Source organism: Jiella avicenniae (genome assembly GCF_021390325.1).
GTDB classification, from domain to species: Bacteria; Pseudomonadota; Alphaproteobacteria; order Rhizobiales; family Rhizobiaceae; genus Jiella; species Jiella avicenniae.
On sequence record NZ_JAJUWU010000007.1, the window covers coordinates 31,151 to 52,510 of the forward strand.

Annotated in this window: 21 protein-coding genes; 13 read left to right on the top strand and 8 right to left on the bottom strand. The window is 66.9% G+C overall.

Features of this window, described 5'->3' with window-relative positions; translation table 11 throughout:
* Positions 1-69: 69 nt before the first annotated feature.
* From LZD57_RS07910 to LZD57_RS07920, 3 genes are all read left to right on the top strand, one after another.
* Entirely contained in the window at positions 70-1,863 is a 1,794-nt protein-coding gene (locus LZD57_RS07910; protein WP_233719074.1) for a peptidoglycan DD-metalloendopeptidase family protein, read from the top strand.
* Positions 1,853-3,223 carry a S41 family peptidase gene (locus LZD57_RS07915; protein ID WP_233719075.1) on the top strand — a complete coding sequence of 457 codons (1,371 nt, stop codon included), beginning with the start codon at positions 1,853-1,855 and terminating at the stop codon, positions 3,221-3,223. Before LZD57_RS07910 ends, LZD57_RS07915 begins: the two co-directional genes overlap by 11 nt.
* A 136-nt stretch (positions 3,224-3,359) precedes the next feature.
* Complete coding sequence (locus LZD57_RS07920) at positions 3,360-4,514, top strand: divergent polysaccharide deacetylase family protein (protein WP_233719076.1); 1,155 nt, start codon at positions 3,360-3,362, stop codon at positions 4,512-4,514.
* A 19-nt stretch (positions 4,515-4,533) separates the two neighbouring features.
* On the opposite strand, the gene pobA is transcribed toward LZD57_RS07920, so the two are convergent.
* The 4 genes from pobA to pcaC all read right to left on the bottom strand — a co-directional run bounded on the left by pobA (position 4,534) and on the right by pcaC (position 7,545).
* The gene (pobA, locus tag LZD57_RS07925; RefSeq protein ID WP_233719077.1) at positions 4,534-5,730 is read right to left on the bottom strand and encodes a 4-hydroxybenzoate 3-monooxygenase; all 1,197 of its coding nucleotides are present in this window, start codon (positions 5,728-5,730) and stop codon (positions 4,534-4,536) included.
* A 62-nt stretch (positions 5,731-5,792) separates the two neighbouring features.
* Positions 5,793-6,419: a protocatechuate 3,4-dioxygenase subunit alpha gene (gene pcaG / locus LZD57_RS07930; RefSeq protein ID WP_233719078.1), complete on the bottom strand. Its 627-nt coding sequence runs from the start codon at positions 6,417-6,419 to the stop codon at positions 5,793-5,795.
* Positions 6,419-7,141, bottom strand: coding sequence for a protocatechuate 3,4-dioxygenase subunit beta (pcaH, locus tag LZD57_RS07935; RefSeq protein ID WP_233719079.1), 723 nt, complete (start codon positions 7,139-7,141; stop codon positions 6,419-6,421). Before pcaH ends, pcaG begins: the two co-directional genes overlap by 1 nt.
* A complete protein-coding gene (pcaC, locus tag LZD57_RS07940) occupies positions 7,138-7,545 on the bottom strand; it encodes a 4-carboxymuconolactone decarboxylase (RefSeq protein ID WP_233719268.1) in 408 nt (135 codons plus the stop codon). Before pcaC ends, pcaH begins: the two co-directional genes overlap by 4 nt.
* A gap of 90 nt (positions 7,546-7,635) precedes the next feature.
* On the opposite strand from pcaC, the gene pcaQ reads away from it, so the two are divergent.
* Together pcaQ and LZD57_RS07950 are read left to right on the top strand one after the other, a co-directional pair.
* Entirely contained in the window at positions 7,636-8,559 is a 924-nt protein-coding gene (pcaQ, locus tag LZD57_RS07945; protein ID WP_255699838.1) for a pca operon transcription factor PcaQ, read from the top strand.
* A 98-nt stretch (positions 8,560-8,657) separates the two neighbouring features.
* Positions 8,658-9,293 (top strand): hypothetical protein, encoded by a 636-nt coding sequence (locus tag LZD57_RS07950; protein ID WP_233719081.1) that lies wholly within the window; start codon positions 8,658-8,660, stop codon positions 9,291-9,293.
* Here the strand turns inward: LZD57_RS07950 and LZD57_RS07955 are convergent.
* The 4 genes from LZD57_RS07955 to queF form a co-directional block, all read right to left on the bottom strand.
* Positions 9,271-9,687 carry a hypothetical protein gene (locus LZD57_RS07955; protein ID WP_233719082.1) on the bottom strand — a complete coding sequence of 139 codons (417 nt, stop codon included), beginning with the start codon at positions 9,685-9,687 and terminating at the stop codon, positions 9,271-9,273. The genes LZD57_RS07950 and LZD57_RS07955 overlap by 23 nt on opposite strands.
* Before the next feature lie 368 nt (positions 9,688-10,055).
* Positions 10,056-10,355 (bottom strand): hypothetical protein, encoded by a 300-nt coding sequence (locus tag LZD57_RS07960; RefSeq protein WP_233719083.1) that lies wholly within the window; start codon positions 10,353-10,355, stop codon positions 10,056-10,058.
* Between the two features lie 939 nt (positions 10,356-11,294).
* Positions 11,295-12,428, bottom strand: coding sequence for a 3,4-dihydroxy-2-butanone-4-phosphate synthase (gene ribB / locus LZD57_RS07965; RefSeq protein WP_233719084.1), 1,134 nt, complete (start codon positions 12,426-12,428; stop codon positions 11,295-11,297).
* Between the two features lie 108 nt (positions 12,429-12,536).
* The gene (gene queF / locus LZD57_RS07970; protein ID WP_233719085.1) at positions 12,537-12,995 is read right to left on the bottom strand and encodes a preQ(1) synthase; all 459 of its coding nucleotides are present in this window, start codon (positions 12,993-12,995) and stop codon (positions 12,537-12,539) included.
* A gap of 277 nt (positions 12,996-13,272) precedes the next feature.
* On the opposite strand from queF, the gene LZD57_RS07975 reads away from it, so the two are divergent.
* From LZD57_RS07975 to LZD57_RS08010, 8 genes are all read left to right on the top strand, one after another.
* Positions 13,273-14,157: a LysR family transcriptional regulator gene (locus tag LZD57_RS07975; protein ID WP_233719086.1), complete on the top strand. Its 885-nt coding sequence runs from the start codon at positions 13,273-13,275 to the stop codon at positions 14,155-14,157.
* Between the two features lie 206 nt (positions 14,158-14,363).
* On the top strand, positions 14,364-14,837 hold the full coding sequence (locus LZD57_RS07980; protein WP_233719087.1) for a formate dehydrogenase subunit gamma: 474 nt from the start codon (positions 14,364-14,366) through the stop codon (positions 14,835-14,837).
* Positions 14,834-16,387, top strand: a complete 1,554-nt coding sequence (locus tag LZD57_RS07985; RefSeq protein ID WP_233719088.1) for a formate dehydrogenase beta subunit — start codon at positions 14,834-14,836, stop codon at positions 16,385-16,387. The genes LZD57_RS07980 and LZD57_RS07985 overlap by 4 nt, the downstream gene beginning before the upstream one ends.
* Before the next feature lie 10 nt (positions 16,388-16,397).
* Entirely contained in the window at positions 16,398-16,691 is a 294-nt protein-coding gene (locus tag LZD57_RS07990; protein ID WP_233719089.1) for a BrnT family toxin, read from the top strand.
* Positions 16,678-16,938, top strand: coding sequence for a CopG family antitoxin (locus tag LZD57_RS07995; protein WP_233719090.1), 261 nt, complete (start codon positions 16,678-16,680; stop codon positions 16,936-16,938). The genes LZD57_RS07990 and LZD57_RS07995 overlap by 14 nt, the downstream gene beginning before the upstream one ends.
* Before the next feature lie 68 nt (positions 16,939-17,006).
* Positions 17,007-19,868, top strand: a complete 2,862-nt coding sequence (fdhF, locus tag LZD57_RS08000; RefSeq protein ID WP_233719091.1) for a formate dehydrogenase subunit alpha — start codon at positions 17,007-17,009, stop codon at positions 19,866-19,868.
* A 313-nt stretch (positions 19,869-20,181) separates the two neighbouring features.
* Positions 20,182-21,093 carry a formate dehydrogenase accessory sulfurtransferase FdhD gene (fdhD, locus tag LZD57_RS08005; RefSeq protein ID WP_233719092.1) on the top strand — a complete coding sequence of 304 codons (912 nt, stop codon included), beginning with the start codon at positions 20,182-20,184 and terminating at the stop codon, positions 21,091-21,093.
* Positions 21,083-21,349 (top strand): formate dehydrogenase subunit delta, encoded by a 267-nt coding sequence (locus LZD57_RS08010; RefSeq protein WP_233719093.1) that lies wholly within the window; start codon positions 21,083-21,085, stop codon positions 21,347-21,349. Before fdhD ends, LZD57_RS08010 begins: the two co-directional genes overlap by 11 nt.
* Positions 21,350-21,360 lie beyond the last annotated feature (11 nt).

The window sequence follows — 21,360 nt, forward strand, 5'->3', positions numbered from 1 at the left end:
CGGGCATGGTTGATTGATTGTTAACGGGCTGATTCTATCGTCGCCGGATCGAGCACAGGGCGAAGTGGCGTGAGGGCAGGAGCAAACAGGGCCGGAGGTGTCGCGGGCGTTTCGGTGCGCCGGATCGCCGTCCGCCGGGCCCTGGCTCGGGTCGGCGCGCTGCTCGTCGCCTGTTCGCTGGTGCCCGGAGCGCCCGCCGCCAGCCCGGCTCTGGACGAGACCACCGTCTCGGCCATCTCGCAGGGATCCGGCCTGTCGCCGGACGGAAGCGAAGCGAACCCGCTGTCGGCGAGCGCGATCGAGTCCCGGCGCAAGAAGACCGCGGCCGAACTCGCCGATCTCGCGTCCCGAATCGAACTTTCCGAGACGACGATCCGGTCTCTCGACGAGGAGATCGTGGCGATCGCCGCCGACCGCGACGCGCTGACGGCAGCCCTCAAGAAGGCAACGGACTCCCAGCGCCAGATCAGCGGGGAACTCCAGACGACCGAAGAGCGGCTGACGGCGCTCGCCACCGAGGAAGACGGCATCCGCGCTTCGCTTTCCGCCCGCCGCGGCGTCCTCGCCGAAGTTCTGGCCGCACTGGAGCGGATGGGCGCCAAGCCGCCGCCGGCGCTCCTGGTGCGGCCGCGCGACGCTCTGGGCGCCGTGCGCAGCTCTATCCTCCTCGGCGCGGTGGTTCCCACCATGCGCAAGGAGACCGAAGCGCTGGTGGCGGATCTGGAGAGCCTTGCCGCCGTCAGGGCCTCGATCGTCACGGAAAAGGACCGGTTCACCGCCCAGATCGAGCAGCATCGGGAAGAGGAAGCCCGTCTCGACCGGCTGTTCGAGGAAAAGCGCAAGCTCGAGGCCGACAACCGCGAGAAGCGCCGGGCGGAAATCGCGCGCGCCGCCGAACTCGCGGGCAAGGCGGAGAACCTGAAGGATCTGATCGCCACGCTGCAGGCCGACGCCGACGCGGCGCGGAGGCGCGAGATCGCCGAGCGCGAGGCCGAGGCCCTGCGGCTTGCCGAGGAACGGCGACGCGATGCGGAAGCAAAACGCGAGGCGGCCGTCGCCCACGAGCGGCTGGCGCTGGAACGCCAGAAGGAGAGCGCCGAAAAAACCCGCCGGGTCGTCGCTTCCGAGACGGACCGGCAGGGCGGACAGCCGGCCGGCGCTTCTCCCGAGCCGGGCACGCCGGACGGCTCGCCGGATACTTCGCCGCCGGAGACGACGGACGTCGCGTCGCAGGAAGCCGCTCCCGCCGCTCCCCCGTCGGACGGCGGAGCCGAAGCGGGCACGGCGAAGGCCGTCGACGAAGCGGCCGCGGAAGCGACGCGGCTCGCCGCGCTCGAGGAGAAGGCGGCCCCCGAAGCGGAGTACGACATCGCCGCACTGAGAAACAACACGGCGTTACTGGAGCCCGCCGCCGCATTTTCGACACTCAAGGCTCGTTTGTCGAAACCCGTGCTAGGACGACAGATCATCGGATTCGGCGAGAAGGACGACATCGGCAGGTCGTCGACGGGTGCATCCTTCGCGTCCCGCGCCGGCGACGTCGTGGTTGCGCCGGCAGACAGCCGGGTGCTCTATGCCGGTCTCTTTCGCTCCTACGGCGAACTCTTGATCCTCGATGCCGGGGACGGCTATCATATCGTCTTGGCCGGTATGGATCGCATCGACGTATCGAGTGGTCAGTTCGTCTCGGCAGGGGAGCCGGTCGCGCTGATGGGCGCGCGGCGCGTGGCAAGTGTTCAGGTGGCGGAATTCGGCGCAGCCGAGCCCGCTCTCTACGTCGAATTTCGCAAAGACGGGAAGCCGGTCGATCCGAGCCCGTGGTGGACGCAAGAACCCTCTGGAAGGACGAGGAATGATTCGTAAGCTTTCGATACTTTTCGCGGGTGTGCTGATGGGGGCCACGGCCATGACCGTGGTCAGCCAGAGCCCGGGCGTCGCCAACGCTGCCGGGTCCGACACCTATCGGCAGCTTGCGATCTTCGGAGACGTCTTCGAGCGGGTTCGCGCGCAGTATGTCGACCAGCCCGACGACCAGAAGCTGGTCGAGACGGCGATCAACGGCATGTTGACCTCGCTCGATCCGCATTCGAGCTACATGAACGCCAAGGAAGCCGCCGAGATGCGGACCGAGACCCGCGGCCAGTTCGGCGGCCTCGGCATCGAGGTGACCATGCAGGACGAGCTGGTCAAGGTCGTCTCGCCCTTCGAGGGAACGCCCGCCGACAAGGCCGGCGTGCTGGCCGGCGACCTCATCGCCGAGATCAACGGCGAGCAGGTTCGCGGCCTGACGCTCGGCGAGGCCGTCGACAAGATGAAGGGCGACATCGGCACCTCGGTGGCGCTGACGATCATCCGCGAGGGCGCCACCAAGCCGGTGCGCCTGACGCTGACCCGTGCCGAGATCAAGGTGCCGTCCGTGCGCCACTCGGTCGAAGGCGACGTCGGCTACATCAAGCTCCTGAAGTTCAACGAGCAGACCACGGTCGGCCTCGAAGACGCGATTGCCGACATCAAGGAGAAGGTCGGCGAGGACAAGCTGAAGGGCTACGTCGTCGATCTCCGCCGCAATCCCGGCGGTCTGCTCGACGAGGCGGTGTCGGTCTCCGACGCCTTCCTCGACAATGGCGAGATCGTCTCCACCCGCGGCCGCAACCCGGAAGAGACCCGGCGCTACAACGCCCGCAACGGCGACGACATCGACGGCAAGCCGCTGGTGGTGCTCGTCAACGGCGGTTCGGCCTCGGCCTCGGAGATCGTCGCCGGCGCTCTGCAGGATCAGCGCCGCGCCACGGTGGTCGGCACCCGGTCCTTCGGCAAGGGCTCGGTGCAGACGATCATTCCGCTCGGCCAGAACGGCGCGCTGCGGCTGACGACGGCGCTCTACTACACGCCTTCGGGCAGCTCGATCCAGGGCCGTGGCATCAATCCCGACATCGTCGTCGAGCAGCCGCTGCCGCAGGAAATCCGCGAGCAGATGGGCCTCGACGCCGAGGATGAACTCGCCCGCGGCGAATCTTCCCTGCGCGGCCACATCCAGGGCAAGGAAGAGACCGACGAGGGCTCCGGCTCGCTCGACTACGTGCCGCCGGAAAAGAAGGACGATCTGCAGCTGCAATATGCGATCGACCTCCTGAACGGGACGAAGACCAACGCGATGTTCCCGCCGAAGCGCGAGGCGAGCGTCCAGACCGAGGGCGGCGCAGAGACCAACGCCAAGAACTGACGTTCGCCGGGCGGCCCGGACCGCCCGGTCATGAGACGATGGGAGCCCGGCCGCGCCAGCGGTCGGGCTTTTTCACGATCGCGTTCGCAACGGACCGGCGAGCCCCGCGAAAGCTTGAAGCGCTAACCGTTGGGGCATGTCCATCGAAGGCGAACTCTTTCGGCCCCTGGGGCTCGACCGGCAGGCGCGGCGCACGAAGCCGCGACTTCCCTCGGCGGGCGCGGTCCTTCTCGTGGCGGGTGCCGTTGCGGTCCTCTGGGGATCGACCGAGGCGGCACTCTACGGCCACGGGGAACGGCGCGACGTCGACGTCCTGGCACGGCCCGCCGCCACGAAGCAGCCGCCGGCGGAATCGGGCGGGACGGCGGTGGCCGTCGTCGCCAAGCCTCTGCCGAAGTCTTCCGGCCCGACGATCATCAGCCCGAGTTCCGGCGGCGGTCCGGTCACCTTCCGGGTCGAAGAAGCCAGCGACTACCGCCAGTCCCCGGCGATGGCGCACATGCCCGACCCGGACCTCGTCGAAGACGGCGAGTTCGGCCCGCTGCCCGTTCGGGCCGCCGACGGACGCCGCCCGTTCGACGTCTACCGCGGCGCCTGGAGCGGCAAGCCGGCGACGCGGATCGCCATCGTCGTCGGCGGGCTCGGCATCAGCCAGACCGGCAGCATGGAGGCCGTCGAGCGGCTTCCCGCCGGCGTGACGCTGGGCTTTTCCCCGGCGGGCAACAGCCTCGATCGCTGGATGCAGGCGGCGCGGCGCGGCGGCCACGAACTCGTCCTGCAGGCGCCGCTCGAGCCGGTGGGCTATCCGACCGTCGATCCGGGCGAAAACACGCTCACCGTCGACCAGTCTTCGGCGGGCGACTTCTCGGCCCTCTACGCCTCGCTCGGCAAGATCACCAACTATGTCGGCGTGATGAACTACATGGGCGCGCGCTTCACCGGCGATCGTTCGGCGATGGACGCTTTCGTCGCCGAACTCGGGCGCCGCGGCCTGATGTATCTCGACGACGGGTCGTCGGCCCGTTCGCTCGGCAAGGACACGGCGCTGGCGGCGGGTGTGCCGGCGGCGGCGGCGAACGTGCTGCTCGACCAGAGCCAGGATCCTGCCGCCGTCACCGAGCAGCTCGACATGCTGGAGAAGGTCGCGCGGGCGCAGGGCTCGGCGATCGGCGTCGCCTCGGCCTTCGACCAGTCGATCGGCGCGATCGCCGCCTGGATCCCGGCGGCGGAAAAACGCGGCGTCGAGATCGTCCCGGTCTCGGCGCTCGCCTACGATCCCGAGGGGCGCTGACGGCCGAGGGGCCTTCGCGTCAGAACGGCAGGCCGACGTAGTTTTCGGCCAGGGCCGTCTGGGCCGCCCGGGAACTGGCGAGGAAGTCGAACTCGGCCTCCTGGATGCGCTGGCCGAAGCTGCCGTCGTCCTCGAAGCGATGGATCATCGAGGTGAACCACCAGGAGAAGCGCTCGGCCTTCCAGACGCGGGCGAGCGCATCGGTGGAGTAGGTCTCCAGAAGACGGCCGTCGCGCTCATTGTAGTGGGCGATCAGCGCCCGCGACAGATAATGGACGTCGGAGACCGCGAGGTTGAGCCCCTTGGCGCCGGTCGGCGGCACGATGTGGGCGGCGTCGCCGGCGAGGAAGAGCCGGCCGTGGCGCATCGGCTCGGCGACGAAGGAGCGGAGCGGAGCGATCGACTTCTCGATCGACGGGCCGCGCTGGAGATTGGCGGCGATGCGGTCGGGCAGGCGGGCCGACAACTCGTCGAAGAAGCGTTCGTCCGACCAGTCCTCAACGCGATCCTTTAGGCTGCACTGGACGTAATAGCGCGAGAGCTGCGGGTTGCGCAGCGAGCAGAGGGCGAAGCCGCGGCTGTGATGGGCGTAGACGAGCTCCTCCTGGATCGGCGGCTTGCGCACCAGGACGCCGAGCCAGCCGAATGGATAGACGCGCTCGAAGGTCTCGATCTTCTCCGCCGGGATGCTGCTCCGGCAGACGCCGTGGAAGCCGTCGCAGCCGGCGACGAAATCGCAGTCGATCCGCCGTTTGCCGCCCGCCTTCGTACTGAAGGTGACGAAGGGCGCGTCGCCTTCGACGTCGTGGGGACGGACGTCCTCGGCCTCGTGCAGCACCGGCACGCCGGCCTCGTCCAGCGCGTCGTAGAGATCGTGCGTCACCTCGGTCTGGCCGTAGACCATCACCGTCTTGCCGCCCGAGAGGTCCCTGAGGTCGATGTGCAGGGTTTCGCCGCGCCAGGCGATGTCGAGCCCCTCGTGGACGAGCCCCTCCCGGTCCATCCGCGCGCCGACGCCGGCCGTGCGCAGGAGATCCGTCGTGCCCTGCTCGAGAACCCCGGCCCGGATGCGCGACAGCACGTAGTCCCGGCTCCGCCGTTCGAGAACGACGCATTCGACGCCGGCCCGGTGAAGGAGAAGCGCGAGCAGAAGCCCCGCAGGCCCGCCTCCGACGACGACGACCTGTGTGCGCTCGACCGGCACGGTTTGGTTCATGATTTCCTCTGACGTCTCTGCTCGGCCACCGTGCCGCAAAACCGGGAACGGCGCCAGCGCCGTCAGATGTCGAAGAAGATCGTTTCCTTCTCGCCCTGCAGAAAGATGTCGTGGCGATAGGTCGCGATACCGCCCTCGACCGTCTTCGGCGCGATCAGCGTAGCGACCCGCGAGCGATGCTCGATCCGGGCGAGGATCGGGTCCGCCTCGTTCGCGGCCCCCTCGTCGCCGAAATAGAGCCTCGTGTGGAGGCCGATGTTGATGCCGCGCGCGACGATCCAGAGCGTGACGTGCGGTGCCTGGGGCCGGCCGTCCTTGAACGGCACCGAGCCGGGCTTGATCGTTTCGAAGACGAATTCGCCCGTCGCCATGTCGCCGGCCGAGCGTCCGAAGCCGGTGAAGGCCGGATCGGCCTTGCCGCGGGTTTCCTGCGGTGAGGGGTAGAGCCCCGCCGCGTCGGCCTGCCAGACCTCGACGAGGGCGTCCTTCAGCGGCGTGCCGACGCCGTCGAATACCCGGCCGACGATGCGGATGCGCTCGCCCCTGGTCTCCTCTTTCAGCATCCGCGAGCCGAGATCTTCGGGAAAGACCTGCTCGATACCGCAGTAGTTCGGCGTGCAACCGATATGGACGTACGGGCCCGCGGTCTGGGATGGACTTTCCTTGAGGCGGTCGAGAGACTGGACCATCAGTTGCCCTCCATCCGGTTCTCGAACAAGGTCGATCGACGGCCGCGCAGGACGATGTCGAACTTGTAGGCCCGGGCATCCATCGGCACGGTGTTGGCCATGTCGAGCGGCGCGATCAGCCGTTCGATCGCCGCCTTGTCCGGAATGGTCGATACGATCGGACACAGCCAGATCAACGGATCGCCCTCGAAATACATCTGTGTGATCAGGCGCTGGGCGAAGCCCTGGCCGAAGATCGAGAAGTGGATGTGCGCCGGCCGCCAGTCGTTCGGCCCGTTCGGCCAGGGATAGGGGCCGGGTTTGATGGTGCGGAAACGATAGGAGCCGTCCGGTCCGGAGATCGTCCGTCCGCAGCCGCCGAAATTCGGATCGAGCGGCGCGAGATAGGATTCTTTCTTGTGGCGGTATCTGCCGCCGGCATTCGCCTGCCAGACCTCGATGAGCGCTCCCGGCACCGGGCGCGCGTCCTCGTCGAGGACGCGGCCGTGGACGATGATGCGCTGACCGATCGGCTCGCCGTCCTTGGCGAAGTTCAGGATCATGTCGTCGTCGAGGGGGCCGAGGGTGTCGTGACCGAAGACCGGGCCAGTCATCTCCGACAGCGTGTTGTCGAGCGCGATCAGCGCCTTCTGGGGCGAGCGCGTGACCGAGGTCTTGTAGCCCGGATCATAGGCCGGCGGATGCCAGCGCCTGTCCCTCTGATAGAAGGATCCTCCACTCATCGAACGCCTCCCTCGTTTTCCCTGTCCATGTCGGCGTAAACCTGTTTGACGATCTTGAGCGCGTGGTTGGCCGCCGGAACGCCGGCATAGACCGCGACGTGCATCAGCGCTTCGATCACGTCTTCGCGGCTGGCGCCGGTGTTGGCCGTCGCCCGAACGTGCATGGCGAGCTCTTCGTGGTGGCCGAGCCCGGCGAGCAACGCGATCGTCACGAAAGAGCGCTCGCGATGGCTGAAATGCGGCCTCGACCACACGCTACCCCATGCACCTTCGACGATGAAGGTCTGAAAGTCACGGTCGATGTCCGTCATAGCCGCCTGGGCGCGGTCGACATGCGCATCGCCCAAGACCGCTCGGCGGGTCGCCATGCCTCGGGCGTAGCGATCCTCTGATTGCTGCGACATTTGGATCCAGTCTCCTTCCATCGCCAATATGAAACGACGAAAAAGTCATGTAAAATGAATTCGGCACCCAATTAACATGACTGGCGGGTTATGGAAATCGATCGGCGCATCAAAATTCGCCACCTCCGCACATTCGTCGAAGTTGCACGTATGGCGAGTGTCGGCAAGGCGGCCGAATTGATGCACGTGTCCCAGCCGGCGGTTTCGAAAACGCTGGCGGAACTGGAATCGGTGCTCGGCGCGCGGCTGATGGAACGCAACCGCAGCGGCGTCTCGCTGACCCCGGTCGGGCAGATGTTTCACGGCTATGCGAGTTCCAGCCTCGCGGCCCTCAGGCAAGGGATCGAGGGGGTTTCCGAGACCCTCGCGGCCGGCGGTCCACGCCTGTCCGTCGGCGCGCTCCCATCGGTTGCCGCGCGCATCGTACCGGACGCGGCGGTGGAGATGGGCCGCATCGCACCGGAAGTTGGAATTGCAATCATAACTGGACCGAATGGTTATCTTCTCTCAGAGCTTGCGAATGGCGCCGTCGATCTCGTCATCGGCAGGCTGGGAAATCCCGAGGCGATGGCGGGACACAGCTTCTCGCAGCTTTATTCCGAGCGGATCTCGCTGGTCGTGCGGCCGGGCCATCCGCTGGTCGGGCGCAGCGACGTCGCGGCCATCGCGGACTATCCGATCGTGTTTCCGAACCGGGACGCGGCGATCCGCACGCTCGCCGAGCAGTTCTTCATCGCCCAGGGGATCCGCCGGGTCGGTCACCGCATCGAAACCGTCGCCGAGACCTTCGGCCGCGCCTATGTGCGCATGACCGACGCGGTGTGGGTGATCTCCTCCGGTGTGGTGGCGCTCGACGTTGCCGAAGGCATGCTCGTCGAATTGCCGATCGCCATGCGCGAGACCCTCGGCCCGGTCGGCCTCACCCTGCGGGGGGAGGGCGATCCCTCGCCGGCGCTGCGCATGTTCATCGAGGCGGTGCGCCGGACGGTCGCGCGGCTCGAACTGGCAAGCTGACCCGGGGCTGCCGTCCCGCGCGAGCGAGGCGCGATCTCGCCCGCCGCTTAACCCATGGTTAACCATGACGCCCGAATGTCGCCCGCAGGAGGGCCTTTATGGCGGCGCGTTCACTCTTCATCGGGATATCGGTCGCGGCAGCGCTCGCCATGGCGGGCTGCGCCGCCCGGCCGAAGACCTGCTACGTCACCCTGAACCTCGGCGGGCAGCCGACGGCCGAAGCCTGCGAGACGGGGCCGGTCCTCATCGTGCGACCGATCACCGAGACCAACGCCGCCTTCTACGTCCCGCCCTATGTCCTCGGCGCTTTGTCCTACGAGGGGTTCGTCGCGCCGCCCGAACCGACGGCGGACGCAAGCGCCGTGATGGATGATGGAGAGGCCGAGGACGGGCAGAGCCGAGGGGGCGAGGGCCGCCGGGCGCCGAACGCCGCTTCTGCGCTGCGCGATGCCCTGATCGGCGAGGCATTCCTGATGCCACTGGCGAGCGACCCCGCCATCCCGATGTCCGATGCCTTCGTCGAGCGGATGCCGCCGCAGCCTTCGGCGTCGCTCTTCAAGGCCGGGAAGAGGGCTGCGCCGGCCGATGGCGACGCAATCCTCGCCAAGCTCCCGCACGGCGTCGCGCCGCCCAACCGCATCGCCCCGGAGCATCCGCGGATCGACGGCGAGGTGCGCTATCGCAGGCCCTACGAGGGCCTTCCCGCCATGCCTATCTCGCCGGACTTTCTATGAGCAGCGGCGTGCCGTTGATGAGGACGTGGCCCGGCCTGAGGGTCCGCACGACCTTCGGCGGCTTTCGCCCCGGCGCCGCGTCGACGACGATCTTGCCTTTGCGGACGTCGAAACTGTAGTTGACGCCGTTGCACACGACCGGCGTTCCGAACGGACCTTCCGAAAAGGAATCGAGGTTGATCGTCCGGCAGTCGCCGATCGGGGTCGAGCCCCGCTTGCCCGTCGCGAGGTCGATGACGATCGCATTGAGCCGGTAGCCTCCCGAAATCTCGGCGAATTCGAAGGCGGTCTCGAAACGCGGCAGGTCGCCCGCGGGCGGAGCGGGATCCTTCGCGGGCGAGTCGGAGAAGGGGATGGCGATGGCTCCGGCGAGAAAGACGGTCTGCAGCAGCATCGCAAGTTTCCTCCCTATCGCGTCGACGGTCGCTTCGCCCTGACCGCCCGATCATCCTGTCCGACCGAAACCGCGTCGAACCGGGTCGACGAGCCGGTCACCCGACCGGCTGGCGCGTCGGCACGGGCGAGAGTCGTTCGTGGCACCCGGACCTCTTTTCCGGAACGGGCGTTCAACCCCGTCCTCCAGCCTCTTGCGTGACCGGAAGAGGCGCGCCCGGTGCCGGACGTGCCGTCACGCCGTACTGGCGTCGTTTCCGGCTCGTCGACCGGTCGCAACGATGTCCGGCCACCTCGGGCGATGTCCGACCGCCGCGTATGTGAGAGCGGGGGAAAACCTGAACGGTCTCCCCCGCCCGATCGATCTGTTTAGCAGGGGACCAGGGTGTAGTGGTCCTGCTCGACGAGCTTCTTGGTCGTGATGTACACAGCCGGATTGCGGCGGTGATAGATCTTGTTGCCGTCGACGATGTCGCCCTCCCAGGACGTCCCGGCGTGCTGAACCAGCTTGCCGCGGGTGTTGTACTTGTACAGGGAAGGGACGTATTCGACGAGGTAGCACTTGGCGCCCCGTTCATCGACTTCTTTCTTGTACCACTTGGCATCGGCGGTCCCCGCGAAGGAGACTGCACCGGCAGCGGCGATCAGCGTGAGCAGCACTTTGCGCATGAGAATAAACGCCTCCGTGTTCGATGTTGCGCAAGGGAAGCATTAAATGTCCGTAAAGAAAGATCAATACATTATCGGGATTTAGCCCGGAAAAAGCGCAATGAAGGGCATTCTGTTTCATTTCGGCACGGGGACTGTTCGATTTTGGATCATGTCCTCGCGTCAGATGTCATATTGATACTCGCGACCAACGACATGGCAATAGCGGTGAGTGGCGACCGCTGGTCTTGGCGTCGAAGAGCTTCGCTCGTCGAGGTTGCGGGGGCGGCAGTCGGATCGGCATCGCGCGGGATGCGACCATGGCTCCCGCCTGTCGAGGGAATTTCCGTTCGATGTCTCATCGTTACAGTGTCTTGCCACGATGGCGGAGCGCTTTCGGATGTTGCAATGCGGCATGGTTCCGGCATGACTGCGCTTTTCCGGTTTTATGAAAATACCGGAATGCAATCGGAGAGTGGAGTCCGGCGGCCCGCGGCCGGTATGGGAATTTCTCGCATCTTACCGAGCGGAAGAGGGAGTCGTTCCAGCGATCTTCCGCCGGCCGGCGAGTAATGCTGCGCTGCGAGAGTGCCACCGAAATCCCGCGGCCTGGCACCCGCGTTCGCTCGCCGGGGGGCGCGCTGCGGGCAGCATGTGCGGCCCTGCCGCTGCGGCGGGGGCAGCCGCCGATCCGCGCGGGCGGGCCAACCCTGAAGGAGCTACCCGTGCAAGCTCACCCTCGACGCCTCCGCGTATTCGTGGCGCCGTCCCGGACCGGCCGTCGCGCGAAACCGGCGGACCGGCGGGTCCGGGCGGCGCCCGTTGCTCTGACGAGCTTGAAGCGACAGATCGTTTCAGGCGGCCGGCGGTATCAGCGCCTGTGGGGGGAGACGGTCTGCCCGAATGCGCCGATTCGGCGGCGTTTGCGGGCCGAGGGCCGCGAGCGTCGGAGGCGGGCGGTCATTCCTTGACGAGAATGGTCTCGCACACCTCGATGCCGAATCCGGTCAGTCCGACATAGGCACGCTCGTGGGTGGCGAGGACGGCGATGGAGGAGACGCCGAGATCGCGCAGGATCTGCGCGCCGATGCCCACCTCGCGCCAGCGCTGGCGGCGGATCCGGGCGCTCAGATGGCGTTCGCCGTCGGTCACGGGCTCCTCACCGGAGGCCGGCCTCGCCTCGAGGTCGTCGATCTGCGGCGAGCGCAGCAGCATGACGACGCCCTGGCCGTTCGCCCTGATCTTCTCCACGGCGACGTCGACCCAGCTCCGCCCGCCGCCGACGAGCGACAGCAGGTCGAGCACCGGCTGCTCGCGATGGATGCGGGTCGGCACGTGGTTGCGTCCGCGGACCTCGCCATGGACGAAGACGACGTGCTGGATGTCGTCGAAGGGAGTCTCGTAGATGCGGATCCTGCCCGGCAGGCCGGCGAGCGAGAAGTCCTCCTCGCGAACGCAGGTGACGAAGGATTCCCGGCGGATGCGATAGGAGATGAGGTCCTCGATCGAGATGATCTTCAGCCCGTGCTCGCGGGCAAAGGGAACGAGTTCCGGCAGGCGCTTGACGGTACCGTCGTCGTTGACGACCTCGGCGAGGACGCCGGCGGGCTCGAGGCCGGCGAGGCGGGCGAGATCGATCCCGGCCTCGGTGTGGCCGGAGCGCGTGAGGACGCCGCCTTCGCGGCCGATCAGCGGAAAGATGTGCCCGGGACGCAGGAAGTCGGTCGGGGCGCAGTTGGTGTTGGCGAGCGCCCGGCAGGTGTTGGCGCGCTCTTCGGCGGCGATGCCCGTGGTCATGCCGACCTTGTAGTCGACCGAGACGGTGAAGGCGGTGCGCATCGGATCGAGATTGTTGGCGACCATCGGCGGCAGATTGAGCGCCTCGGCGCGCTGACCGGTCATCGGCACGCAGATGATGCCGCTGGTGTGGCGGATCATGAAGGCCATCTTCTCGGCCGTCGCCTTGGAGGCGGCCATGATCAGATCGCCCTCGTTCTCGCGGTCGGTGTCGTCGACGACGACGACGAGCTCACCGTCGGCGATGGCAGCGATCGCCTCTTCGATGGAATCGAGCGTGAGATCCTGTTCGGTCATGGTTGGTCCTGAGGCTGCGCTGGCGCCGGGTCAGCGCGAAGGGAATGAGGGTGGCAGGCTTTTACGGCGTCAGGCCGGCAATGATCAACAAGCCGGCGCCTGCGGGCGCTATCCCCGACCGCGATAGGGCGCAACGCCCTGATCGGGCAGATAGACGCCCTCGGGTGCGGGGCCGGTCTGCCAGAAGACGTCGATCGGGATGCCGCCGCGCGGATACCAGTAGCCGCCGATCCGCAGCCACAGCGGCTCGGTCGCTTCGACGACGCGGCGGGCGATCATGACGGTGCAGTCCTCATGAAAGGCGCCATGGTTGCGGAAGCTGGTCAGGAAGAGTTTCAGCGACTTCGATTCGACCAGCCGGGCATCCGGCGCGTAGTCGATGACGATATGGGCGAAGTCCGGCTGACCGGTGACCGGGCAGAGCGAGGTGAATTCCGGGCAGGTGAAGCGGACGATCGCCGGCGGGCCGTCGCCGCGGGAATAGGGGACGGTTTCGAGCACGGCTTCGTCCGGCGAGGCGGCGGGGCGGGCGGCGTGGCCGAGTTGGGAGAGATCGTTGGGGAGCATTCGGCATGTCCGGTTCTGGAGATCATCGGGCGAGACGAGGTCGGAGCCCTATAGCATCGGCTTCAAATCGGAATCGATTCCTGCTGCGCAAGAGACATCGCCGCGATGGGGAGGGAAAGCGCGAGGACGCTTGGATCCATCGCTTGCTTGCGTGCCTTGCCGATAGCGCCGGCAAGTGGTCGGATGGAAGGTGGGTGGCGCACAGAATGCGGATCGCATCGATTTCGGGGTCTGGTGGACGACGAGGCCGGTGCGATCTGTTCGTGGAAAGGCGGGAATGATCGACAAGCTGGAATATCTGATCGCGCTTTCGGGCGAAAAGCATTTCGGCCGGGCGGCCGATCGGCTCGGCATCACCCAGCCGACGCTTTCGGCCGGCATCCGCCAGCTCGAGGAGCGGCTCGGCACGACGCTGGTCAATCGCGGCTCGCGCTATCGCGGGCTGACCGAGGAGGGCGAGCGGGCGCTCGCCTGGGCGCGGCGGATCACCGACGACGTGCGGACGATGCGCGAGGAGATCAAGACCGTCAAACGCGGCCTCTCCGGGCATCTGCGGATCGGCGCGATCCCGACCAGCCTCGCGGTCGTCGCCAAGCTGACGGCGCCCTTTCATCAGAAATACGAGAACGTGACCTTCGAGATCACCTCGCAGACCGCCACGGAGATCATCGCGGCGATCGCCAATTTCGAGATCGACGTCGGCCTCACCTATGTCGACGACGAGCGGCTGAAGAAGCTCGACAGCCACGTCCTCTACGAGGAACATTATTGCCTCGTCACCCGAAAGGGCAGCGAGTTCCACGATCGCGAGGAGGTGACCTGGGAGGAGGTGGCGACGCTCAAGCTCGGTCTCCTCAGCTCGACCATGCGCAACCGGCAGATCCTCAACCGCCATCTCGGCGCCGGCGGCCGGCCGTTCCGGGCCGTGACGGAATCCAATTCCATGGTCGCGCTCCTGTCGCAGACGCGTCTCGCCGGCATCGCCACCGTCATGCCCTATCGCTCGGCGGCGGTCCTCGGCCTTGCCGATCCGCTGGTGGCGATCCCGATCACCGGGCCGGACGTCGGCTACCGGATCGGCCTCGTCACCGCCAGGCGGGAGCTGAGGCCACCGATCGTCGCGGCGTTCTGGGAAGAGTCCCGGCTGATCGGCCCGGTCTGACGCGCGCCCTTCCGCTCGTCGCGGGGCCGTAGGCGTCGCCGGGACCGGAGGGGATCGGAGCGCGTCGGGCGGCCGCGAAGACCGTGCCACGTTCTCGGTCTGATAGAATATCTCTATCGAGACACGGGGATTGCCGCATTGATTCATGCGCGATCTGAGTGTTCCGTCCCTGGAAGGATTCAAAATCGGGTGCGGGAGGTAAACGCTTGGTTTCTCAGGCGCGTTACGACGAAGGCGAAGTTGCCGAGATCATCGCCGAGCATGCCGGGCTCGAAGGGCCGATGCTGCCCATCCTGCACGGGATCCAGGAGCGCTACGGCCACGTGCCGGAAGCGGCGGTGCGCCAGATCGCGGCGGCGCTGAACCTGACCCGCGCCGAGGTCTACGGGGTGGTCACCTTCTATCACGACTTTCACAAGGAGCCGCGCGGCCGCCACGTCCTGAAGGTCTGCCGGGCCGAGGCCTGCCAGGCCGCGGGCAGCGACGCGATGGCGGGCGCGATCGAACGGGCGCTGGGCGTCAGGTTCGGCGAGACCACCGAGGACGGGCAGGTGACGCTCGAGGCGGTCTACTGTCTCGGGCTTTGCGCCGCCGCACCCTCGGCCATGCTCGACCGGCGGATCGTCGGGCGTCTGAACGAGGCCAAGATCGGTACGCTGATCGAGGAGGCGCGGCTGTGACGAAGCTCTTTATCCCGCTCGATTCCTTCGCCGTCGCCTGCGGCGCCGATCAGATCGCCGAGGAATTCGCCCGGCTCAACGCCGATCGCGGCCTTTCCCTCCAGATCCTTCGCAACGGCTCGCGCGGCATGGCCTGGCTCGAGCCGATGATCGAGGTCGAGACGCCGGACGGGCGCATCGCCTATGGCCCGATCGAGCCCGGCGAGGCGGACGCACTGGTCGATGCTGGCATTCTGTCCGGCGCCGGTCATCCGAAGCGGATCGGCAGGGTCGAGGAGCATCCGTTCTTTCGGGCGCAGACGCGCCACACCTTCAAGCGTTGCGGCGTCATCGATCCGCTGTCGCTCGACGACTACAAGGCCCACGGCGGTCTGAAGGGGCTCGAACGGGCGATCGGCATCGGTGCCGAGGCGGTCGTCGCCGAGGTCACCCAGTCCGGCCTGCGCGGCCGGGGCGGCGCGGGCTTTCCGACCGGCATCAAGTGGAAGACCGTCGCCGAGGCCGAGGGCGCGCGCAAATACATCGTCGCCAATGCCGACGAGGGCGACTCGGGCACCTTCGCCGACCGGATGATCATGGAGGGCGATCCGTTCTGCCTGATCGAGGGCATGGCGATCGCCGGCGTCGCCACCGGCGCGACCAAGGGCTACGTCTATCTGCGCTCGGAATATCCCGTCGCCATCGACGTGATGCGCGAGGCGATCGCCCGGGCTCACGCGGCCGGCGTTCTCGGTGCTTCGGTCCTGGGCTCCTCGCACGTCTTCGACATCGAGGTGCGGGTCGGGGCCGGGGCCTATGTCTGCGGCGAGGAGACCTCGCTGCTCGACAGCCTGGAAGGCAAGCGCGGGCAGGTGCGTTTCAAGCCGCCGCTGCCGGCGATCCAGGGCCTGTTCGGCATGCCGACGGTGATCAACAACGTCATCTCGCTGGCTTCGACGCCGGAGATCCTGGCGGCCGGCGCGGACGGCTACAAGGAGCTCGGCGTCGGCCGGTCGCGCGGCACGATCCCGATCCAGCTCGGCGGCAACGTCAGGCATGGCGGGCTGTTCGAGGCGCCTTTCGGCATGACCCTCGGCGATATCGTCAACGACGTCGCGGGCGGCACGGCGTCGGGCCGGCCGGTGCGCGCCGTGCAGGTCGGCGGGCCGCTGGGCGCCTATTTCCCGGTGTCGCTGTTCGATACGCCTTTCGACTACGAGGCCTTTGCTGCCAAGGACGGGCTGATCGGCCATGCCGGCATCGTCGTCTTCGACGATACGGTCGACATGATGGCCCAGGCGCGCTTCGCCTTCGAGTTCTGCGCCATCGAGAGCTGCGGCAAGTGCACCCCCTGCCGGGTCGGCGCGGTGCGCGGCTACGAGACGGTGAAGAAGATCATCGACGGCGAGCGGCCGGCCGAGAATCTCGCGCTGGTCGAGGACCTCTGCAACACGATGAAGTTCGGCTCGCTCTGCGCGCTGGGGGGCTTCACGCCTTACCCCGTGATGAGCGCGATCCGGCATTTTCCGGAGGATTTTCACGGAGAGCCGATGCGGGTGGCGGCGGAGTGAGGTCGCTTGGGTGGCTTTGGTCTTTGACGGATTCGAATGGGATGCCGGCAACAAGGTCAAATGTCAGAAGCACGGCGTTTTGATCGACGAAATACAAGCGGTGCTGTCTGGCAATCCGATCGTGAGAGAAGATCCTCTCCACTCGGCGCAAGAGTCACGCTTCAGGGCCATCGGCCGAAACCATGAGGGCCGGACCGTGTTCATCGTGTTCACCTTCCGCCATAGTGGTAACATGGTCTTCGTTCGCCCGATCAGCGCACGGTATATGCATTCGAAGGAGCTTCGATCATATGAGCGAGACTAAACTCAAGCAGATGCCGCATTTTGCGACAGACGAAGAAGCCGAACGCTTCGTCGATGAGGCCGATCTCTCGGAATACGATCTGTCAGGCTTTCGTCCGATGAAGTTGGTTCGGCGGGGGTCTACGGATCGATACACGATCCAGCTGGAAAGCGAGTTGCTTTTCCGCATTGACGCTCGCGCGCGAGAGCTTGGCGTGTCGATCGACGAGTATCTGCTCTCGCTTGCGAAGAAAGACCTCGGCGACTGACGTCGGACGGTCTGTCGCTCGGCGAGAAGTGCCATCAGACAATCGAATGCCCGTTCAGGGAGGAAACCATGAGCCTCATCCAGGAAATCGACTACGGTACGCCGGCCTCCAAGGCCGAAGCGGAGGTGACGCTCACCATCGACGGCGTAGAGGTGACGGTTCCCGAGGGCACGTCGCTGATGCGAGCGGCCATGGAAGTCGGCGTGCAGGTGCCGAAGCTCTGCGCCACGGACATGATGGACGCCTTCGGCTCCTGCCGGCTCTGCGTCGTCGAGATCGAGGGGCGGAACGGCACGCCGGCGTCCTGTACGACGCCGGTGGCGGCGGGCATGAGGGTGTCCACCCAGACCGAGCGGCTGAAGAAGATCCGCAAGGGGGTGATGGAGCTCTACATCTCCGACCACCCGCTCGACTGCCTGACCTGTGCGGCCAATGGCGACTGCGAGCTGCAGGACATGGCCGGCGCGGTCGGCCTGCGGGACGTGCGCTACGGCTATGAAGGGGAGAACCATCTCGGCAAGGAGAAGGACGTCTCCAACCCGTATTTCCAGTTCGACCCGTCGAAATGCATCGTCTGTTCGCGCTGCGTCAGAGCCTGCAACGAGGTGCAGGGCACCTTCGCGCTGACGGTGGCCGGCCGCGGCTTCGATTCGATCATCTCCGCCGGCACGAGCTTCGACGACTTCTTCTCCTCCGACTGCGTCTCCTGCGGCGCCTGCGTCCAGGCCTGCCCGACGGCGACGCTCGAAGAGAAGTCGGTGATCGAGATCGGCACGCCGGAGCATTCCGTCGTCACCACCTGCGCCTATTGCGGCGTCGGCTGCTCCTTCAAGGCCGAGATGCGCGGCGAAGAGCTGGTGCGGATGGTGCCCTACAAGGACGGCAAGGCCAATCGGGGCCACAGCTGCGTCAAGGGCCGTTTCGCGCTCGGCTATGCGACGCACAAGGACCGCGTCCTCAATCCGATGATCCGCGACCACTACACCCAGCCCTGGCGGGAAGTGTCGTGGGATGAGGCGCTGTCCTTCACCGCGGCGAAGATCAAGGACATCCAGGCGAAATACGGCAAGGGCGCGATGGGTGGCATCTCGTCGTCGCGCTGCACCAACGAGGAGGTCTATCTCGTCCAGAAGCTGGTGCGCGCCGGCTTCGGCAACAACAACATCGACACCTGCGCCCGTGTCTGCCATTCGCCGACGGGCTATGGTCTCAACTCGACCTTCGGCACCTCCGCCGGCACGCAGGACTTCGACAGCGTCGAGGATACCGACGTCATCCTCGTTATCGGCGCCAACCCGACCGACGGCCATCCGGTCTTCGCCTCGCGGATGAAGAAGCGGCTGCGCGGCCAGCCGGGTCAGCCCGGCGCCAAGCTGATCGTCGTCGATCCGCGCCGCATCGACCTCGTGAAGACGCCGCATGTGAAGGCAGACCACCATCTGGCGCTGAAGCCCGGCACCAACGTCGCGATGCTGACGGCGCTCGCCCACGTCATCGTCACCGAGGGCCTCGTCAACGAAAGCTTCGTGCGCGAGCGCTGCGAGTGGGACGAGTTCCAGGAATGGGCGGCCTTCGTCGCCGAGGAGCGGCATTCGCCGGAATCGGTGGAGAGCATCACCGGCGTGCCGGCCGCCGAGGTGCGCAGGGCGGCGCGGCTCTATGCCACCGGCGGCAACGCGGCGATCTATTACGGCCTCGGCGTCACCGAGCACAGCCAGGGCTCGACCTCGGTCATCGCCATCGCCAACCTCGCCATGGCGACCGGCAACATCGGCCGGCGCGGCGTCGGCGTGAACCCGCTGCGGGGCCAGAACAACGTGCAGGGCTCCTGCGACATGGGCTCGTTTCCGCACGAACTGCCGGGATACCGCCATATTTCGGTGGACGCCGTGCGCGAGACCTTCGAGGACCTTTGGGGCGTCAAGCTCGACAAGGAGCCGGGCCTGCGCATCCCGAACATGTTCGACGCCGCGGTGGAGGGGACCTTCAAGGGGCTCTACTGCCAGGGCGAGGACATCCTTCAGTCCGACCCGGACACCAAGCACGTCTCGGCCGGGCTCGCGGCGCTGGAACTCCTCATCGTTCACGACCTCTTCCTGAACGAGACGGCGAACTACGCCACGGTCTTCCTGCCGGGCTCGAGCTTCCTCGAGAAGAACGGCACGTTCACCAATGCCGAGCGGCGCATCAACCGCGTCCGCAAGGTGATGGCGCCGAAGAACGGCTACGAGGACTGGCAGGTCACGCAGCTGCTCGCTCAGGCCATCGGCATGGACATGAACTACGCCCACCCCTCGGAGATCATGGCCGAAATCTCGGCGACGACGCCGTCCTTCGCCAACGTCACCTACGAACTGCTGGACGAGAAGGGCTCGGTGCAGTGGCCCTGCAACGAGGCGCATCCGGAAGGTTCGCCGATCATGCATGTCGACGGCTTCATGCGCGGCAAGGGCAAGTTCATCATGACGGAATACGTCGCGACGGACGAGCGGACCGGGCCGCGCTTCCCGCTGCTGCTCACCACCGGCCGGATCCTGTCCCAGTACAATGTCGGCGCCCAGACCCGGCGGACCGGCAACGTCGTCTGGCACGACCAGGATCTCCTCGAGATCCATCCGCACGACGCCGAGCAGCGGGGCGTGCGAGACGGCGATTGGGTGAAGCTCCAGAGCCGGGCCGGCGAGACGTCGATCCGCGCGAAGATCACCGATCGCGTCGCGCCGGGGGTCGTCTACACGACCTTCCACCACCCGATGACCCAGGCGAACGTCATCACCACCGACTTCTCCGATTGGGCGACCAACTGCCCGGAATACAAGGTCACGGCGGTGCAGATCTCGCCCTCCAACGGCCCGACCGAGTGGCAGGAAGACTATCGCGAGCTGACGATGGAGAGCCGGCGGATCGCCCCGGCGGAAGCGGCGGAGTAGGATCGCGGCGGCTCGCTTCGACCGGACGGTCGGCAGGGCGGCGCCGAGACGGAGATAGGCGAATGCGCCGGTACCCCCCTCTGTCCTGCCGGACATCTCCCCCGCAAGGGGGGAGATCGGGCGCGTCGACGACGGTTGCAATCCTGCTGGCGTCTCGGCATCGTTCAGTCCTGATCTTGAGTGCGACATCAAAGGCCGCTTCGATCTCCCCCCTTGTGGGGGAGATGCCGGCAGGCAGAGGGGGGTACAGTCGCCGCATCTTCGACCGTCAGGAGAGCGATTGTATTCAGCGGACCGTGAGGGCGAACTGCCCATGACCGCGCCCGCTGATGACACCTCGACCGGCCTCGAAACCGTCGTCTTTCGCGACGGCTCGTTCCATCGCGGCACGCGCACCGTTCCCGCCGAGGTCGCCGTGGCGATCTCGATCGGCGGCTCGACCCATGCGGTGATGATGGCGACGCCGGCCGATCTGGAGGACATGGCGATCGGTCTCGTCCTCAACGAGGCGATCGTCGACCGGATCGACGAGATCGAAAACCTGGAGATCGTCAGGTCGGATGCCGGCATAGACTGCCAGATCCGGCTGGTCGAGGCGCGGGCCAGAACCTATGTGGCGCGCCGGCGGCAGATGACCGGGCCGGTGGGATGCGGGCTGTGCGGCGTCGAATCGCTGGAACTCGCGGCGCCAAAACTGCCGGAAGTCGGCAGCGGCGGAGATGCCCAGGTCTCACCGCAGACGATCGTCGATGCGGTTGCGGCGATGGCGCGGCAGCAGGAGCTGAGCCGGCTGACGCGGGCCGTGCATGCGGCGGCGTTCCATGCAGCCTCCGGCGAGCCGGGCAGGGGCACCGTCGTGACGCGCGAAGACGTCGGCCGGCACAATGCGCTCGACAAGGTGGCCGGCCATCTCGCTCGTGGCGGCATCGATCCGCACGGTGGCTTCCTCACCATCACCAGCCGGGTTTCGGTCGAGCTGATCCAGAAGGCCGCGCGCATGGGATGCGGGCTGATCGCCGCGGTGTCGGCGCCGACGGCGCTGGCGATCGCCGAGGCCGAGGCAGCCGGGATCACCCTCGTCGCCGTGGTGCGCGGCGCGGAATTCGAGATTTTCACCCATCCGCAGCGCATCGCCGGCACAGGCCGCGTCGACATGCCGACAAACGAAGACGAGGGCCGGGAAGAAGACCGGCCGCCGCAGGGGAGAGCCGTCCATGGAGCGTGACAAGCTGGTCTACATGGCCAATCAGATCGCCAAGTTCTTCGAGTCGGCCAAGGAAGGAGCGCGCTCGAAGGGCGTTGCCGACCACATCAACAAGTTCTGGGAGCCGCGCATGCGCACCCAGCTGTTCGAGCGGGTCGACGGTGGACGGACCGAAGGCATGCATCCGCTGGTGCTGCAGGCGATGGACGCGATCCGCCGCCCGGATGAGCCGGCGGGCAGCGGCGCCCCCAACAAAAGCGATCCATCGCTGGCCTGAACGCTTCTGCC